Origin of the sequence: Stenotrophomonas maltophilia (assembly GCF_023518235.1) — a bacterium.
Lineage (GTDB): Bacteria > Pseudomonadota > Gammaproteobacteria > Xanthomonadales > Xanthomonadaceae > Stenotrophomonas.
The window spans coordinates 2838443-2855169 of record NZ_CP090423.1 but is presented as its reverse complement, the minus strand read 5'-3'; the positions used below and the strand labels follow the sequence as shown (position 1 = coordinate 2855169).

12 protein-coding genes are annotated in these 16727 nt (G+C 68.4%); 9 read left to right on the top strand and 3 right to left on the bottom strand.

Going from position 1 to position 16727, the window contains the following annotated elements; genetic code table 11:
• Nucleotides 1-25: 25 nt before the first annotated feature.
• From LZ605_RS13405 to LZ605_RS13390, 4 genes are all read left to right on the top strand, one after another.
• Nucleotides 26-1282: an RNA polymerase sigma factor gene (locus LZ605_RS13405; RefSeq protein WP_249842068.1), complete on the top strand. Its 1257-nt coding sequence runs from the start codon at nucleotides 26-28 to the stop codon at nucleotides 1280-1282.
• Nucleotides 1283-1380: 98 nt separating this feature from the next.
• Complete coding sequence (locus tag LZ605_RS13400; RefSeq protein WP_249842067.1) at nucleotides 1381-3030, top strand: M28 family metallopeptidase; 1650 nt, start codon at nucleotides 1381-1383, stop codon at nucleotides 3028-3030.
• 164 nt (nucleotides 3031-3194) lie between these two features.
• Complete coding sequence (locus tag LZ605_RS13395) at nucleotides 3195-4454, top strand: sensor histidine kinase (RefSeq protein WP_249842066.1); 1260 nt, start codon at nucleotides 3195-3197, stop codon at nucleotides 4452-4454.
• Nucleotides 4444-5214 (top strand): LytR/AlgR family response regulator transcription factor, encoded by a 771-nt coding sequence (locus LZ605_RS13390; protein WP_249842065.1) that lies wholly within the window; start codon nucleotides 4444-4446, stop codon nucleotides 5212-5214. Before LZ605_RS13395 ends, LZ605_RS13390 begins: the two co-directional genes overlap by 11 nt.
• Before the next feature lie 79 nt (nucleotides 5215-5293).
• On the opposite strand, the gene LZ605_RS13385 is transcribed toward LZ605_RS13390, so the two are convergent.
• Nucleotides 5294-5908 (bottom strand): hypothetical protein, encoded by a 615-nt coding sequence (locus LZ605_RS13385; protein WP_249842064.1) that lies wholly within the window; start codon nucleotides 5906-5908, stop codon nucleotides 5294-5296.
• Nucleotides 5909-6217: 309 nt separating this feature from the next.
• Here LZ605_RS13385 and LZ605_RS13380 point away from each other — a divergent pair, with 309 nt between their 5' ends.
• Nucleotides 6218-7147 (top strand): oxygenase MpaB family protein, encoded by a 930-nt coding sequence (locus LZ605_RS13380; RefSeq protein WP_249842063.1) that lies wholly within the window; start codon nucleotides 6218-6220, stop codon nucleotides 7145-7147.
• A 110-nt stretch (nucleotides 7148-7257) separates the two neighbouring features.
• Here LZ605_RS13380 and LZ605_RS13375 read toward each other — a convergent pair whose 3' ends face one another.
• Entirely contained in the window at nucleotides 7258-9369 is a 2112-nt protein-coding gene (locus tag LZ605_RS13375) for a M13 family metallopeptidase (protein WP_249842062.1), read from the bottom strand.
• A gap of 177 nt (nucleotides 9370-9546) precedes the next feature.
• Between LZ605_RS13375 and LZ605_RS13370 the strand changes: the two genes are divergently transcribed.
• Complete coding sequence (locus tag LZ605_RS13370) at nucleotides 9547-12609, top strand: bifunctional diguanylate cyclase/phosphodiesterase (protein WP_249842061.1); 3063 nt, start codon at nucleotides 9547-9549, stop codon at nucleotides 12607-12609.
• Nucleotides 12610-12656: 47 nt separating this feature from the next.
• On the opposite strand, the gene LZ605_RS13365 is transcribed toward LZ605_RS13370, so the two are convergent.
• Nucleotides 12657-13538, bottom strand: coding sequence for a LysR family transcriptional regulator (locus LZ605_RS13365; RefSeq protein WP_249842060.1), 882 nt, complete (start codon nucleotides 13536-13538; stop codon nucleotides 12657-12659).
• Between the two features lie 96 nt (nucleotides 13539-13634).
• Between LZ605_RS13365 and LZ605_RS13360 the strand changes: the two genes are divergently transcribed.
• From LZ605_RS13360 to LZ605_RS13350, 3 genes are all read left to right on the top strand, one after another.
• A complete protein-coding gene (locus LZ605_RS13360; protein ID WP_249842059.1) occupies nucleotides 13635-14045 on the top strand; it encodes a DoxX family protein in 411 nt (136 codons plus the stop codon).
• 31 nt (nucleotides 14046-14076) lie between these two features.
• Nucleotides 14077-14865, top strand: a complete 789-nt coding sequence (locus tag LZ605_RS13355; protein ID WP_249842058.1) for a dioxygenase family protein — start codon at nucleotides 14077-14079, stop codon at nucleotides 14863-14865.
• A 119-nt stretch (nucleotides 14866-14984) separates the two neighbouring features.
• Nucleotides 14985-16634: a Na+/H+ antiporter gene (locus LZ605_RS13350; protein WP_057498198.1), complete on the top strand. Its 1650-nt coding sequence runs from the start codon at nucleotides 14985-14987 to the stop codon at nucleotides 16632-16634.
• The last annotated feature ends 93 nt before the right edge of the window (nucleotides 16635-16727 follow it).

The window sequence follows — 16727 nt, the reverse complement described above, 5'->3', positions numbered from 1 at the left end:
CGGGCGTGCGTGCTGTGATCGGCGCATGCTCGAGCCCGCACTGACGCAGCGTCTGGAAACCCTCTGGCGGATGGAGTCGCCAGTGTTGATCGCGCGCCTGGCGCGGCTGCTCGGCGGCGATGTCGGCCGTGCCGAGGAGCTGGCCCAGGACACCTGGCTGGCCGCGCTGGAGCGTTGGCCGGAGCAGGGCATCCCGGACAATCCCGGAGCCTGGCTGATGACCACCGCGCGCAACCGTGCCATCGATGTGCTGCGCCAGCACCAGCGGGTGGTGCAGCAGCACGCGCAATGGGGCGAGGAACTGCATCCGGCCGCGCTGCCGGCGCCGGATGACAGCCAGGCGCTGGAAGACGACCTGGGTGACGATCTGCTGCGGCTGATGTTCGTGGCCTGTCATCCGGTGCTGCCCGCCGATGCGCGGGTGGCGCTGACCCTGCGCCTGCTGGGGGGGCTGACCACGCTGGAGATCGCCCGCGCGTTCCTGCAACCCGAGCCGACCATTGCCCAGCGCATCGTGCGTGCCAAGCGCACGCTGGCGCAGAAGCAGGTGCCGTATGAAGTGCCACGCGCCGAGGCGATGCCCGAGCGGCTGGGTTCGGTGCTGGAGGCGATCTATCTGGTGTTCAACGAAGGTTATGCCGCCAGCAGCGGCGATGACTGGATGCGTCCGGCGCTGTGCGAGGAAGCGTTGCGGCTGGCGCGCATCCTGGCCTACCGCATGCCGGTGGCACCGGTGCTGGGTCTGCTGGCGTTGATGGAACTGCAGGCCTCGCGTGCGGCGGCGCGGGTGGATGCCCGCGGCGCGGCGGTGGTGCTGGACCAGCAGAACCGTGCCCGCTGGGACTGGTTGCAGATCGAGCGCGGCCAGCAGCTGCTGGCACGCGCGCTGGCGGCCGGTGGCAGTGACGATCCCTACGTGCTGCAGGCCCGCATTGCGGCCTGCCATGCCGGCGCGCGCCGTGCCGAGGATACCGACTGGCCACGCATTGCCTCGCTCTATGCGCAGCTGTTGCAGGTGCAGCCCTCCCCGGTGGTGGCGCTGAACCGGGTGGTGGCGGTGCTGCGCAGCGACGGCGCCTTCGCCGCATGGGCGCAGTTGCAGCCGTTGCTGGTCGAGCCCCGGCTGCAGGACTACGCGCCGTTACAGGTGGTGCGGGGCGAACTGCTGCAGCAGCTGGGTCGAACCGATGATGCCCGCCAGGCGTTCACCGCTGCCGCCGCGCTGACCAACAACGCACGCGAACGCGAGCACCTGCTGTCGCGCGCGCAAGGAGCGGGATGACCATTGGGGTCAGATCCCTCTCCCGTCGGGAGAGGGATCTGACCCCCTCTTTCCGAATCCCATTACACTCCGGAAGGATTTCCCTGCTGGAGAGAGCAATGAAGCGAGTAGCACTGGGCGTGCTGGCCCTGTCGGTGTCGAGCGCACTGATGGCGGCCACCCCGAAATTCGATGGCGCGCGGATCTCCGCCGACGTCAAGGAACTGGCCTCTGACGCCTACGAAGGCCGCTCGCCGGCCACCGCCGGCGAGGAGAAGACCGTTGCCTATCTCAGCAAGCAGTTCGCCGCGGCTGGCCTGCAGCCGGGCGGCGACCTGAAGGACGGCAAGCGCCTGTGGACCCAGGCCGTGCCGCTGCGCAAGGGCGACATCGTCGGCACCCCGCAGCTGGCGCTGCACCAGGGCGACAAGACCATTGCGCTTGACCAGGGCAAGCAGATTGCCGTGCGCGCGGCGATGAACGGCGCCAGCAACGTCGACATCAGCAAGGCACCGCTGGTGTTCCTCGGCTACGGCGTGAAGGCGCCGGAGCGCAACTGGGATGACTTCAAGGGCGTGGACCTCAAGGGCAAGATCGCCGTGGTGCTGATCAACGATCCGGACTTCGAGACCGGCCAGGGTGACTTCGACGGCAAGGGCATGACCTACTACGGTCGTTGGACCTACAAGTACGAGGAAGGCGCCCGCCAGGGCGCGCTGGGCGTGCTGATCGTGCACGAGACCGCGCCGGCATCGTACGGCTGGGCCACCGTGGCCGGCTCCAACACCAACACCATGTTCGACGTGGTGCGCGACAACCCGGCCGGCAGCCATCCGCTGCTGGAAGGCTGGATCCAGCGTGACCTGGCGGTGGAGCTGTTCCGCTCGGCCGGGCAGGACTTCGAGGCGCTGAAGAAGAAGGCACAGCAGCGCGACTTCACCCCGGTGGCGCTGACCGGCGCCAGCCTGGATGCGAAGTACGCGGTGAAGACCGAAGTGATCACCTCGCACAACGTGGCCGCACGCCTGGAAGGCAGCCGCCATCCGGATGAGACGATCATCTACAGCGCGCACTGGGACCACATCGGCGTGGGTGAACCGGATGCCCGCGGCGACCGCATCTTCAATGGCGCGCTGGACAACGCCAGCGGCACCGCCTCGCTGATCGAGCTGGCACGTGGCTTTGCCAAGGCCAAGCGCCCGGAGCGCTCGCTGCTGTTCCTGGCGGTCACCGCCGAAGAGAAGGGCCTGCTGGGTTCGGAGTACTACGCCACCCATCCGCTGTACCCGCTGGAAAAAACCGTGGCGGTGATCAACATGGATGGCATGGCGCCGTTCGGTCCGTCGCGCGATTTCGGCATCTACGGTGCTGCGCGCTTCGAGCTGTTGGACCAGCTGAAGGACGTGGCCAAGGGGTGGGACATCCGCTACACCCCCGACCCGAAGCCAGAAGCGGGCCTGTTCTTCCGCTCCGATCACTTCCCGTTCGCCAAGCGCGGCGTGCCGGCGCTGTCGTGGTCGGCCGGCCAGGACTGGGTGGACGGTGGCGTGGCCGCCGGCAAGAAGGCCTCGGAGGACTACACCGCCAAGCGTTACCACCAGCAGGGCGACGAATGGCAGCCGGACTGGGTGTTCGCCGGTGCCGCCCGCGACCTGGAGGTGCTGTACACGCTGGGCAACCAGCTGGCCAATTCCCGTGCCTGGCCGAACTGGAGCAAGGACGAGTCGTTCCGCGCCGTGCGTGACGCCAGCGCCGACCAGCGCAGGTAAGGGAATGCGGGGCGCGCTGCCCCGCCAGCCCTGGTAGCGCCGGGCCATGCCCGGCGTTGCACTGAAGGCTTCCATCCCCGCTTTCCGGCCCTTCGTCGCAACCCGCTTGTTTACCCGGCGGGCCGCCCTATGCTCGGCTCACCCCCTTCCTCCAAGGCGCTGCCGTGTTCGCCAGCCTCTCTCTCCTGATTCGTCACCTGCTGGCCTGGGCCGCCGCGCTGGTTGTTGCCGGCATGGTCTGGAGCGGCATCTTCAGCGGCATGAACGATGGCCCGGGCTGGGTGTTCGGCCTGCTGGCGATGTTCCTGATGATCTCGGCGCTGGGCAGCGCGATCACCCACATCCGCCGGGTCTGGCTGGTGGCCGGACGACTGGATGCGACCACTCTGTCCGGGCGCCAGCGCCGGCAGGTGGAACTGCCGATGGATGCCGGCCACGCCTACGCGGTGGTGGAAGCGGCCATCGCCGAACTGCCGCGTGTGGAAGAGGTGGAAAGCTCGGCCGGCAGCCTGCAGGTGCGCGCCTACGTGCGCCGCGTCGATCTCTGGAACGGCCGCCAGCCCTCGCGCTGGAACCTGCCGGCGCGGCTGGCGATCAAGCGCAACAGCGTGCTGGCCACGGTCACCCCAGGGCAGGGCACCAGCACCGTCACCCTGCTGTTTGAACCCGATGCCGGCTGGTGGGCCGACCTGCTGGCGCTGGACGAGGGCAGCAACTTTGAGAACGCCGAAGCGGTCACCCGCGCGATCAGCCGGCGCGTGGCCGACCAGCGTCGCGACGAGCAGGCGGCCGCCGAACAGACCCAGGTGGAAAAGGAGCTGTCGGTGGCGCGCTTGAACCTGCTGCATGCGCAGGTGGAGCCGCACTTCCTGTACAACACCCTGGCCAACGCGCAGGTGTTGACCCGCACCGATCCGGCGCGCGCCGAACAGATGCTCGGGCACCTGATCCAGTACCTGCGCAGTTCGTTGCCGCAGGTGGATGAATCGGTGTCGACGCTGGGCGTGGAGCTGGATCGCACCCGCGCCTACCTGGAGATCCTGCGCATCCGCATGGGCGCACGCCTGGCGGTGGAGGTGCAGGTGCCCAACGAACTGCATGGCGTGCACCTGCCGGCGATGGCGCTGCAGACGCTGGTGGAGAACGCGATCAAGCACGGCCTGGAGCCGAAGCCGGGCGGTGGCACGATCTGGATCCTGGCGCGTGGTTTCGAGGACCACGTGACGGTGACCGTGGCCGACGACGGCCTCGGTTTCGGCCAGGGCACCAGCGGCACCGGCATCGGCCTGAAGAACCTGCGCGAGCGCCTGCGCCTGACCTGCGGCGAGCAGGCCGGTGTGGCGATCGTCGCCAATTTCCCCAGCGGCGTGGCCGCGACCATGACCCTGCCGCAGTCGCACAAGGAGCGCAGCCATGCCGCTTGAAGCCCTGATCGCCGAAGACGAAGAACTGCTGCGGCAGTCATTGCTGGAACAGCTGGGCCGGCTGTGGCCGGAACTGAAGGTGGTGGCCGAATGCGAGGATGGCGCCAGCGCGCTGGAGCAGCTGGCCGAGAAGCAACCGGACATCGCCTTCCTCGATATCCGCATGCCTGGCATCAGTGGCATCGAAGTAGCGCGTTCGCTGTCCGAGCTGAGCCCGCGCACGCAGGTGGTGTTCGTGACCGCCTACGACCAGTACGCCATCGATGCGTTCGAGCAGGGCGCGATGGATTACCTGCTCAAGCCGGTCAGCGACGAGCGCCTGCTGGCCACCCGCGAACGCATCCTGTCGCGGCTGCCATCGACGCGCCAGGACGATGCGGTGCTGGAACGCCTGCTGCAGCGGCTGGGCCCGGCGCAGGGCGCGGCCGAACGCCCGCCGCTGGCTTGGATTACCGCCAGCAATGGCCGCGAGACACAGCTGATCATGCTGGAAGACGTGGCCTACTTCCGCGCCGACAACAAGTACACCACGGTGGTCACCGCCGCAGGCGAGAGCCTGCTGCGCACGCCGCTGCGTGAGCTGCTGGACGTGCTCGACCCGCAGCACTTCCGCCAGATCCACCGCTCGACCATCGTCAACATGAAGGCGGTGGCCGCGGTGAGCCGCGACGATACCGGGCGCGGCGTGCTGCGTCTGCGCGAGCGTGCCGAGACGCTGGTGGTCAGCCAGCCGTTCATGAGCCTGTTCCGCGGCATGTGATCCACGCCGGCGGCTGAAAGAACAATGCCACCGTGATCGCGCACGGTGGCATTGTGGGTCCCCCCGCTTTCCCGAAGGGTCAGTAGGCAGGCTGCAACGTCAGGTCGTGGTGATGCTCGTTCTCACCGACATGGTTCAAGCGGCCGACCAGTTCGGAGTGCTGCTTCATGCGCCCGATCTCGGTCATGATGCGGATGTCCTCGTGGCGCAGTTCGCGCTTGGCGGTGACCGCCTGCTTGTAATCCAGCACTTCCGGGTAGTGCTCGGCCAGGTCCAGCGCCTCGGCCACGTGTTCGACACTGTCGGCCTTGGAGCTGATGCGGGCGCGGCTGTTGAACGCTTTCATCCAGCGCTCGAAACCGGCCGTGCGGTCGAACATGTTGGCCATGAACCAGATCACGAACAGGATCGACACCCACGAGCCGAACACGATCACCACACGGGTGAAGGTGATATGGAAGTCGTCGCGCCACAGGTAGTTGGCGATCAGGCCCAGGATCAGCAGCGATGCTGCCTGCCAGCCGACGATCGAGGCGATCAGCCATTGGCACTTGGCCTGTGCCATCACCGCTACTTCATCGCGGATCTGCTGCTCGCTGAGATTGCGCCAGTGCGCGACCTGTTTGTCGAACGGGCTGCTGTAGAGCTCGTTGTCGCGAAGCAGAATTCCCAAACCCTTGAACAAAGCAATCATGGCTGGCTCCTTGTGGAACGTGCGTCGATCAGCATTTGACGGTGTGGCGGGTTCAGTTCTAGCACTTCCAGCGAGCGGTGCAATGGGCGCAATGCCAAGCGGGGCAAGGGTTTTGTCTGAATGGGTGAAGATTGATGCGGCGCAGCATCGGGGCCGCAGCCTGCGACAGGATGTCGCAGGGTGAAACGTGCTGCGGCCGCACATGAAACCGTGGCTGAGTGCGGAGGCTCGCCGCCGGCGTCGTGATCGCCCAGAATCGGGGCCGACCGCGCAAGGCGTGGACCTACTTCCGCCGTTTCTGGACCTGTGATGCCCGCTCTGCTGCAGCGACTGTCCCGCCCCGTCACCGCGCCGATCCGGCGCTGGGTGCTGGAGGCATTCCCGCGTGACCAGAGCGGCATCGATTACGACCATCCGCTGGGCGACCCAGGCTGGTTCGGCCCGGACAGCGTGACCTGGCGGCTGCATGCCGAACTCCCCTCGATGCTGGCCGGCGGGTTGTGCGCGCTGATGCTGCAGACCCTGCACCCGCGCGCGCTGGCAGGCGTCTACGACCACTCCAATTTCCGCCAGGACCTGGTGGGTCGGCTGCGCCGCACCACCGCGTTCGTCGCCGGCACCAGCTATGCGCCGCGCGGCGAGGTCGAGGCGCTGGTGAGCAAGGTGCGCCGCATCCATGCGCAGATCCGCGGCCAGACCGCACAGGGCGAGCCGTACGCCGCCGATGATCCGCAGTTGCTGACCTGGGTGCACGTGACCGAAGCGTTTGGCTTCCTGCAGGGCTTCCGCCGCTATGGGCGTGAGGTGCCGGAGCCCATCGCCGACCGCTACTACGACGAGTATCGCCGCGTGGCTGAAGCACTGGGCGCGGTGGATGTGCCGCGCAGCGAAGCGGAAGTGGCGGCGTATTTCTGCGCGCGGCAACCGCAGCTGCGGGTGGATGGGCGCTCGCGGGAAGTGCTGGAGGTGTTGTCCGGCGTGCGCTTGCCGGTACCTGTGCCGGGGCTGTCGCGCGAGGTGTTCCTCGGCGCCGGCGCGGCACTGCTGCCGGACTGGGCCGAGGCCATGCTGGAACGCACGGGCCGCCAGCGTGCGCAGGCCGCAGCGTCGGCGAAACTGATGCAGGGCATGGCACCGCTGTTCCGTCGCGCGCTGCCTGATGGCCTGGCCAGCCGCGCCTGCGCGCGCATGGGCGTGCCGGTGGAGATCCTGCGCGGTTGGCCCGACGTGCGTTGGTAGATGCCGACCCTGGTCGGCACGCATTTCGCGCGGTGCCGCAGAAGCGCCAGCCAAGGTCGGCGCATGTCCCCAATTGAAACGGGCGCCTTGCGGCGCCCGTTCCGGTTACATCACCACACCTTGACCCGCTTGTCCGGGGCCAGGTACAGCTTCTGGCCTTCCTTCACTTCGAACGCCGGGTACCAGGCGTCGATGTTGCGCACGGTCAGTGCGCGGAACTGGCCCGGTGCGTGCACATCGGTCAGCAGCGAGTTGCGCAGCGCCTGCTCGCGGCTCTTGCTGCGCCAGGCCTGGGCGAAGCCGAGGAAGAAGCGCTGGTCCGGGGTGAAGCCTTCCAGGGTCTGGCCCGGCTTGCCCTGCAGCGACAGCTGGTAGGCGTCGTAGGCGGTGCCCAGGCCGGCCACGTCGGCGATGTTCTCGCCCAGGGTCAGCTTGCCGTTCACATGCACGCCCGGGAACGGCTCGTAGCTGCTGAACTGCGCGGCCAGCGCATCGCCGGCGGCGTTGAACTGCTTCAGGTCCTCGGCGGTCCACCAGTTGTGCAGTTTGCCGGTTTCGTCGAACAGCGCACCGGCGTTGTCGAAGCCGTGGCTGATCTCATGGCCGATCACCGCGCCGATCGCACCGTAGTTCACCGCATCGTCGGCAGCGCCGTCGAAGAACGGCGGCTGCAGGATCGCGGCCGGGAACACCAGTCGGTTTTCCAGCGGCACGTTCATCGCATTGATGGTCTGCGGCAGCATCGCCCACTCGCTGTGGTCGACCGGCTTGCCCAGCTTGGCGATGTTGCGCTCGTATTCGAAGCGTTCGGCACGCTGTGCATTGCCCAGCGCGTCATCGCGGCGGATCTCCAGGCCGGTGTAGTCGCGCCACTTCTCCGGGTAGCCCATGCCCACGGTCAGGCCAGCCACCTTGGCCTTGGCATGCGCCTTGGTCTGCGGCGACATCCACGACAGTGCATCGATGCGCTTGGCGAAGGCGGCGATGATGTTCTTCGCCATCTCGTCAGCGCGCTCCTTGGTCTTGGCGTCGAAGTGCTTCTCGACGTAGCGCTTGCCGATGGCCTCGCCGACTGCATGGTTGGCATCGTCCACCGCGCGCTTCCAGCGGTCGCTCTGCTGCGGCGTGCCGCTCAGGGCGGTGCCGTGGAAGGCGAAGCGGGCATCGGCGAACTTCTTCGGCAGGTAGGCGGCGGCGCGGTCCAGCGCGTGGAACGCCAGGTAGTCCTTCCACACCTCCAGCGGCTCGGTGGCCACCAGCTTGGACAGGCCGGCCACGGCCTTGGGCTGCCACACGATGAAGTCCTGCTGCTGGCCCAGCTTGGCCGCCTCCAGGAACGCAGCCCAGTCCATGCCCGGCGCCTTGGCGCTGAAATCCGCCTGGGTCCACGGGTTGGCACCCTTGGTCACGTCGTTGGTTTCTTCCTGGGTGGCGTGCGCCTGCGCGATCTTCGTTTCGAGTGCGAGGATGCGCTGCGCCTTGCCGGCCGGGTCGGCCACGCCGGCCAGCTGCAGCATCTGCGCGATGTAGGCCTGGTACTGCTTGCGCAGCTCGGCCATGCGGCCGTCACCGAGGTAGAAGTCGCGGTCGGGCATGCCCAGGCCGCCCTGCACCAGGTAGGGCGCGTTGCGGTCCGGCTGCAGCAGGTCCACCGACACCCACAGGCCGAACAGGCGGTCGGTGTAGAAGTTGGTTGCGTTGAGCAGGTCGACGTCGGCGCGCACGTCGCCGCCGAGGGCACGGGCCAGGCCAGCCTTGTCGGCGATGGCATCGATCGCCTTCAACTGCGGCTGCACCGGCGCGACGCCGTGCTGCTCGATGCCGGCTTCGTCCATATAGGCGGCGTAGTAGTCGCCGATCAACTTGTCGTCACCGCTGGCCTGGGGGTTGCCGGCGGCGCCTTCGAGGATGGCGCGGGTGTCGGCCAGGGTCTTCTCGGCGATGACATTGAAACTGCCGAAGCGCGAGCGGTCGGCCGGGATTTCGGTGTTCTTCACCCAGGTGCCGTTGGCGAAGCCGAAGAAGTCGTCACCGGCGGCGATGCTGCGGTCCATGCCGCTGGCATCGAAGCCGAAGCTGCCCAGCATCGGCTTGGCGGCCGCAGGGGTGGCATCGGCCGGCGCGGCGGTGCCGGCTGCCGGATCGGCCGGGCGGTCGCAGGCGGCCAGGGACAGGCTGGCAACGATGGCCAGCGCCAGGGTGGGACGGCGCAGCTTGGACATGGACTTCTCTTGCAGCGGGAAAACACCAAGTCTAATCCGCCGCGGGGCGGCTGGCCGCTCCTGCGTGCCGGTCGTGCTGTGCAGCATCTGGCTGAACGCGCGGGCGTGATCTTCACGCCGTCATCGGTGTGGTGCATGCTGGCCGCTGGCGCCCTGCGCGGACACGGGGAGGTGACCATGCGGGGCAGGGTCAGGCGTCAAGAATGGCGTCCGCCGGCCGTTGAGGTCGGGGATGTGGAGGATTCGTTCGCGCATGAAGCCAGCCGACTGCACAAGGACACCCAACCGATGCCCGCGTTGAAACGGGCGTTGGCCCGACCCCTGCGCGCCATCACCTGGGGCGGCGTGCTGCTGGGGGTGCTGCTGGTGGCCGGCTTGACCACGATGCTGGTCAACGACCACCACCGCCGCCTGGAAGCCGCGCAGCGGCAGAGCCGTGCGCTGGCGGTGGGCAGCGAACGCCTGCTGGCGCTGGAGCTGCGCAATCTGGAGCGGGCGATGACCGGCATTGCCGGCGATACCGGCGAGCTGTTCCGCAGCGTGCCGGCACAGGCACCGGCCTTGCTCGATGCCGCCATCGGCGGCGTGCTGCGCCGCCACGCCGAGCTGCACAGTATCGTGGTGCTCGACCGCCATGGGCGCGCACTGACCGCCGGCAGCGGCGACCTGCAGCTGCCGCTGTGGACCGACCCGCAGCGACGCGGCCAGGGCAGCGCGCTGTACATCGGCCCGCCGCTGCGGGCCAGCGACGGCGGCTGGGTGGTGCCGCTGGCCTTGCCGATGAGCGGTGAGCGCTGGCTGCTGGCGCGGCTGCGCTGTGCCGAACTGCAGCGCATTGCCGGTGGGCTGGATGTGGGCCCGAACGGGCTGGTTTCGATCAGCGACGCCGAAGGCTACATGCTGGCCCGTGTGCCCGATCCGCATGGCACGGTCGGCCGCCGTTACGATCTTCCGCGACGTGACCTGCTGGGCCAGCAGACCGTGGTCGAACTGGGCAGCCTGGCCGGCGTGGTGGATGGCGTGCCGCGCATCACCACCATCAGCACGCTCGACCGCAGCCCGCTGGCGGTGCAGGTGGGGTTGGCCGACGAGGACGTGCTGGCGCCGTGGTGGCCGTACCTGCAGGCGTCGGTGGCGATCGTGCTGGCCTACGTGCTGGTGTTGCTGGTGCTGCTGTATGCGGTGCGCCGCACCACGCGCCGCCAGCAGTCGATGGCCGAGGAACTGAAGGCCGGCCATGCCGAGCTGCGGCTGGCCCACCAGGTCGGGCGGGTCTGCACCTGGTACGTGGACGAAGACGCGGCATTGCTGCGCTGGTCGCCGTTGGCGCGCGAAATCTTCGGCGTGCACACCGACGCGCTGCCGGTGGCGGACTTCTTCGCCCGCGTGCACCGCGACGACGCCGCGCGCCTGCAGCAGGCGTTCGACCAGGCCTTCGCCGGTGGTGCGGTGCTGGATGAGGTGTTCCGCCTGGTGCTGCCCGGAGGCGATGTGCGCTGGGTGGGTGCGCGCGGCCAGCGCGTGGAGGTGGCCGACAGCGAGCGGCGCATGATCGGCGCGCTGACCGACCTGAGCGAGCGCTACCAGGCGCGCGAACAGATGAGCCAGGTCGAACGCCGTTTCCGCCTGTTGTTCGACCGCAACCCGGCCCCGTTCTGGGTATTCGATCCGGACACGCTGCGCTTCATCGAAGTCAACGATGCGGCGGTGCGGCAGTACGGCTACAGCCGCGAGGAATTCCTGGCGATGAGCATTCTCGACATCCGCCCCCGCGAAGGTTGGGACGAGGTGAAGGGCGCCATTGCCAAGGCCCGCGTCGGCGAGCTGCAGGACGCGACGGTACGCCTGCATCGGCGCAAGGACGGCAGCGTGTTCGAAGTGCGCGCACATCTGTCCAAGCTCGATTTCGATGGCCAGCCGGCCTGTCTGGTGCTGGCCGAGGACGTCAGCGAACGCCTGGCCTACGAACGCGACCTGGCCTACCAGGCGCGCCACAACCCGGCCACCGGCCTGCTCAATGTGCGCGCGCTGACCGGGCAGCTGGACGAGCGTGATGTCGGCTACACCATCGCCTTCGTGCAGCTGCGCGGCCTGCAGCTGGTGGCCGATACGCTGGGGCGCGAGATCGGCGATGCCGTGCTGCAGTCGATGGCGACCCGGCTCGGTGGGCTGGGTGCCCGCTGCGGCACGCTGGCGTTCCAGCCGGCCGAGGACTTCGTGTTCGCCATCGCCGCCGAGCACGATACCCAGCGCGTGCTCGACGACCTGCTGCAGATCGTGTCGGCACCGATGCGCGGCAAGGATTCGCTGCACCAGTTCGAGCCGCGCGTGGGCGTGGCCGTGCATGTGGCCGGTGATGGCCACAGCGCCGAACAGGTGATCGGCATGGCCGCGCAGGCGGCGCATGCGGCGCGCGCCGAGGGCAACGTGGTGGTGTGGTTCGATGCCGCGGTGACCACACGGCTGGCCGACCGCCTGCGCCTGGCCGGACGTATCCATGCGGCCATCGACAACGAGTTCCAGCTGTACTTCCAGCCGATCCGGCACGCCGGCGACGGCAGCCCGGCGGCGCTGGAAGCACTGCTGCGCTGGCCACAGGCCGACGGCAGCTTCATTCCGCCCAACGAGTTCATCCCGTTGTGCGAGGACACCGGCCTGATCCTGGCCCTGGGCCGCTGGGTGATCCGCGCGGCGGCCAAGGCGCAGCGGCGTCTGGTCGAGGCCGGTTGGGGCGAGCTGCCGATTGCGGTCAATGTCTCGGCCGTGCAGTTCTTCAACAGCGATCTGGTGGCCGAGTTCACCCGCGTCCAGCAGGAGTTCGGCCTGGCCCGTGGTGCGCTGCATGTTGAACTGACCGAGAGCAGCCTGATGCGCAAGCCGGCGCAGGCGATGCAGACCATGCAGCGCCTGCACGAGCAGGGCATCAGCGTGTCGCTGGATGATTTCGGCACCGGTTATTCCAGCATGTCCTACCTGCAGCACCTGCCGCTGGACATCCTGAAGATCGACCGCAGTTTCGTCGCCGACGTGGAAACCAATCCGCGCAACGCCTCGATCTGCCGCGCGCTGCTGTCGCTGGGCCACAGCATGGGGCTGACCATCATCGCCGAGGGCGTGGAGACGCCAGGGCAGCTGGACTGGCTGGCCGCGCACGGCTGCGACCAGGTGCAGGGCTACCTGCTGGGACGGCCGGCACCGCTGGAACGGATCATCGACGCGTTGGATGAAGTCCCCGCCTGATCGGGTTTCGTATTTGCCGGCCGCTGGCCGGCAGACGCCAGGCCCAGCTACACCCCCACCTCCACCAGGTGGTCGATGAAACTGCGCACCTTCGGTGCCAGGTGGCTGCGGCTGGTATAGACGGCGAAGATGCCGATCGGCGCGGCTTCCCATTCGGGCAGGATGCGCACCAGCCGGCCATCGGCCAGTGCGTCGTGCAACAGGAAATCCGGCTGCAGGATCACCCCCATGCCGGCAATCGCCGCTTCGCGCAGCACATCGCCGTTGTTGGCGTGCAGCAGGCTGTGCACCGCCACTTTCACTTCGCCGCCCGGTCCCTGCAGCGGCCAGTGATCGCCGGCCGACCAGTAGCTGTAGCCCAGGCAGGCGTGCGCTTGCAGGTCCTGCGGGACCTGCGGGGTGCCGTGCGCGCCCAGGTACGACGGCGCGGCACACAGGCTCACCCGGGATTCGCCCAGGCGGCGCGCGATCAACGCCGGGCTCGGCTCGCGGGTGATGCGGATGGCCACGTCGTAACCTTCCTCGACCATGTCCACCAGCCGGTCGGATAGCGCCAGATCCAGTTCCACCTGCGGAAAGCGCTGGCGGTAGCCGGCCAGCAATGGACCCATCCGGGCGATGCCCCAGCTGACCGGTGCATTGATGCGCAGGGTGCCGGAGGGCTCCAGCGCCTGCGCGCCGATGCTGGCCTCCAGCGCGTCGAACTCGGCCAGCAGGCGCACGCACTGGGCGTAGTAGGCCGCGCCGGCACTGGTCGGGCTGACCCGGCGCGTGGTGCGGTGGAGCAGGCGGGTGGACAGGCGCTTTTCCAGCGCGGCCACCTGGCGGGTAACGCCGGCAGTGGACATGTCCAGGGCCTGGGCGGCGGCGCTGAAGCCGTTGCGCTCGACCACCGTCACGAACACGCGCATCGCCTCGAGGGTGTCCATTGTTGCGCCTTTTGAAATAAATACGGTCAAACGATCGTATTTATCGGCCGGTGAAGGCGCAATAACCTGTGCCCATTCCTTCCGAGGTGCTTCCCCATGCACACCACGACTGCTCCTGTTTCTTCGCTGGCCCCGTATGGCGCCACCCTGCTGCGCCTGGCCCTGGGCGTGCTGTTCCTGGTGCACGCGCTGACCAAGCTGCTGGTCTTCACCCCGGCCGGAACCGCCGCGTTCTTCGAGTCGATCGGCCTGCCCGGCGTACTCGGCTACCTCACCATCGGCGTGGAGCTGGCCATCACCGCTGCGCTGCTGCTGGGCATCTATGCGCGCTGGTTCGGCCTGGCCGGCGTGCCGCTGCTGCTGGGCACCATCGTTACCGTGCACGGCGCCAATGGCTTCAGCTTCGCCAACGCCGGCGGTGGCTGGGAATATCCGGCCTTCTGGGCACTGGCGCTGGTGGTGCTGTTCCTGGTCGGTGATGGCAAGTGGACCCTGCGTTCGCGCTGATCGCCGCCTGATCCTGCAACTGGAGAATTCCATGTCCCGTCTGCCTTCGCTGTACATCTCGCATGGTTCGCCGATGACCGCCCTGCATCCAGGCCAGGTCGGCGTGCGCCTGGCCGAGCTCGCGCGCGACCTGCCGACCCCGCGTGCCATCGTGATGGCCTCAGCGCACTGGCTGGGCCGGCAGCCGCTGGTCGGCGCGCATTCGCAGCCGCCCACCATCCACGACTTCGGCGGCTTCCCGCGCGCGCTGTTTGAACTGCAGTACCCGGCGCCGGGTGATCCGGCGCTGGCCGAAGAGGTGGCCGGCCGCATCGCTTCCGCCGGCCTGCCGGTGGCGCTCGACCCGCAGCGCGGCCTCGACCACGGCGCGTGGGTGCCGCTGCGCCTGCTGCGCCCGCAGGCCGATATCCCGGTGGTGCCGGTGTCGATCCAGCCACTGCTCGGCCCCGAGCACCAGTTCGCGCTGGGCCGGGCACTGGCGCCGCTGCGCGAGCAGGGCGTGCTGCTGGTCGGTTCGGGCAGCATCACCCACAACCTGCACGACTGGGGCGACTACCAGGACGGCAAGGAAGCACCGTACGTGCGGCCCTTCATCGAGTGGGTGGAACAGCGCCTGGCCGCCGATGACCGCCAGGCCCTGTTCGACTATCGCCGGCAGGCGCCGTTCGCCGAGCGCGCGCATCCAACCGACGAGCACCTGCTGCCGCTGTTCTTCGCGATGGGCGCGGCGGGCGAGGGCGGCTTCGGTGCACGTCGCATCGATGCCGGCATCGATGCCGGCTTCCTGGCCATGGATCTGTACCGCTTCGACGGGGCATGAGCCGGGGCTGACGCACGGCCGCGCCCGTTGTCGCGGGTGCGGCCGCGTGTGGTAGTTTTTCCCGGGTTTCCGGCGCTGGCCTTCGAGCCTCTCCCCGCGCGCCGCTTCCTGGAAGAAGCATGCATACCATCGAAGTCGTCCTGGCGATGCTGGTGGCCGTTGTTGCCAGCGGCTACCTGGTTCGCGTCCTGCCGTTCTCGTTGCCGCTGCCACTGGTGCAGATCGGTCTGGGCGCGGTGATTGCCGGGGTATTCAACCGTGGCCACGCGCTGGAGCCGGAGGTGTTCTTCCTGCTGTTCCTGCCGCCGCTGTTGTTCCTCGATGGCTGGCGCATTCCCAAACAGGGCCTGTTCCGCGACAAGGGCGCGATCCTCGAGCTGGCGTTTGGCCTGGTGGTGTTCACCGTGATCGGTGCGGGCTTCCTGATCCACTGGCTGATTCCGGTGATGCCGCTGGCGGTGTGCTTCGCGCTGGCGGCGATCGTCTCGCCCACCGACCCGGTGGCGGTCGGTGCGATCGCGTCCAAGGCACCGATCCCCAAGCGCCTGATGCACATCCTGGAAGGCGAATCGCTGCTCAACGATGCATCCGGCCTGGTCTGCTTCCGCTTCGCGGTGGCCGCGGTGATGACCGGCACCTTCTCGCTGGCCACCGCCTCGCTGACCTTCGTGTGGGTGGCAGTGGCCGGCCTGGCGGTGGGCGTGGCGGTCACCCTCGGCGTGTCCACCTTCCAGCGCTGGCTGTGGCGCCGCTTCGGCGAGGAGCCGGGCGCGGCGATGCTGGTCAACCTGCTCATTCCGTTCGCGGCCTATCTGCTGGCCGAAGAAATCCATGCCTCGGGCATCCTCGCCGCCGTCGCCGCCGGCATCGCGATGAGCTACGTGGAGCTGACCGGCCGCGTCTCCGGCAGCATGCGCGTGCAGCGTGCCGGGGTCTGGAACATGCTGCAGTTCAGCTTCAACGGCATCATGTTCGTGCTGCTGGGCGAGCAGCTGCCGGGCATCGTCGAACGCGCCACCACCACCATGAACGAGAGCGGCCACCAGAGCGCGTGGTGGCTGCTGGTGTACGTGGTAGTGATCAACCTGGCGCTGATCACCCTGCGCCTGCTGTGGGTGTGGCTGTCGCTGCGCTGGAACCTGCTGCGTGCACGGCGGCGTGGCCTGGAGCGCGGCGAAGCGCCGAACTGGCGCATCGTGGTGGCGACCTCGGTGGCCGGCGTGCGTGGTGCGATCACTCTGGCCGGTGTGTTGACCCTGCCGCTGTTCCTGCCCGACGGCAGTGCCTTCCCGGCGCGCGACCTGGTGATCTTCCTGGCGGCCTCGGTGATCCTGTTCTCGCTGCTGGGCGCCAGCATCGCGCTGCCGCAGCTGCTGAAGGGCCTGCAGCTGCCGGCCGATTCGGGCGAACGCAAGGAAGAGGACCTGGCGCGCCGGCTGTCGTCGAAGGCCGCGCTGGCCGGGGTCGAGCGCATGCGCCAGCAGCTGGTGATGAACCAGAACACCGAGAACGTGCAGCTGTACAACGACGCCGCCTCGCGGGTGAGCCTGCTCTACCAGCGCCACCTGGAGCGCGACAGCGAGGGGCCCGACGTGGACCCGGAGAAGGTGCGGCGGATGGAAATGGGTTACCGCCAGCTGCGCAGCGCCGGCCTCAATGCCGAGCGCGAGGAACTGTTCCGGCTGACCCGGCGCGGGGTGATCTCCGATGAGATCTCGCGGCGCCTGATCCGCAACCTGGACCTGCTGGAGTCGCGCAAGCGCGAATGACCCCTGAATGTAGAGTCGAGCCATGCTCGACTGCTCTTGTCCCAGGCGTCATGAACCCGGAACGGAAAGCAGTCGAGCATGGCTCGACTCTAC

What these genes read in the sequence shown, in the direction of transcription:
- LZ605_RS13380 (WP_249842063.1), top strand. Translation starts at nt 6,218, where the DNA reads ATGCCCGCTCTGCTGCAGCGACTGTCCCGCCCCGTCACCGCGCCGATC.
- LZ605_RS13400 (WP_249842067.1), top strand. Translation starts at nt 1,381, where the DNA reads ATGAAGCGAGTAGCACTGGGCGTGCTGGCCCTGTCGGTGTCGAGCGCA.
- LZ605_RS13370 (WP_249842061.1), top strand. Translation starts at nt 9,547, where the DNA reads ATGCGGGGCAGGGTCAGGCGTCAAGAATGGCGTCCGCCGGCCGTTGAG.
- LZ605_RS13385 (WP_249842064.1), bottom strand. Translation starts at nt 5,908, where the DNA reads ATGATTGCTTTGTTCAAGGGTTTGGGAATTCTGCTTCGCGACAACGAG.
- LZ605_RS13375 (WP_249842062.1), bottom strand. Translation starts at nt 9,369, where the DNA reads ATGTCCAAGCTGCGCCGTCCCACCCTGGCGCTGGCCATCGTTGCCAGC.
- LZ605_RS13405 (WP_249842068.1), top strand. Translation starts at nt 26, where the DNA reads ATGCTCGAGCCCGCACTGACGCAGCGTCTGGAAACCCTCTGGCGGATG.
- LZ605_RS13355 (WP_249842058.1), top strand. Translation starts at nt 14,077, where the DNA reads ATGTCCCGTCTGCCTTCGCTGTACATCTCGCATGGTTCGCCGATGACC.
- LZ605_RS13390 (WP_249842065.1), top strand. Translation starts at nt 4,444, where the DNA reads ATGCCGCTTGAAGCCCTGATCGCCGAAGACGAAGAACTGCTGCGGCAG.
- LZ605_RS13350 (WP_057498198.1), top strand. Translation starts at nt 14,985, where the DNA reads ATGCATACCATCGAAGTCGTCCTGGCGATGCTGGTGGCCGTTGTTGCC.
- LZ605_RS13365 (WP_249842060.1), bottom strand. Translation starts at nt 13,538, where the DNA reads ATGGACACCCTCGAGGCGATGCGCGTGTTCGTGACGGTGGTCGAGCGC.
- LZ605_RS13360 (WP_249842059.1), top strand. Translation starts at nt 13,635, where the DNA reads ATGCACACCACGACTGCTCCTGTTTCTTCGCTGGCCCCGTATGGCGCC.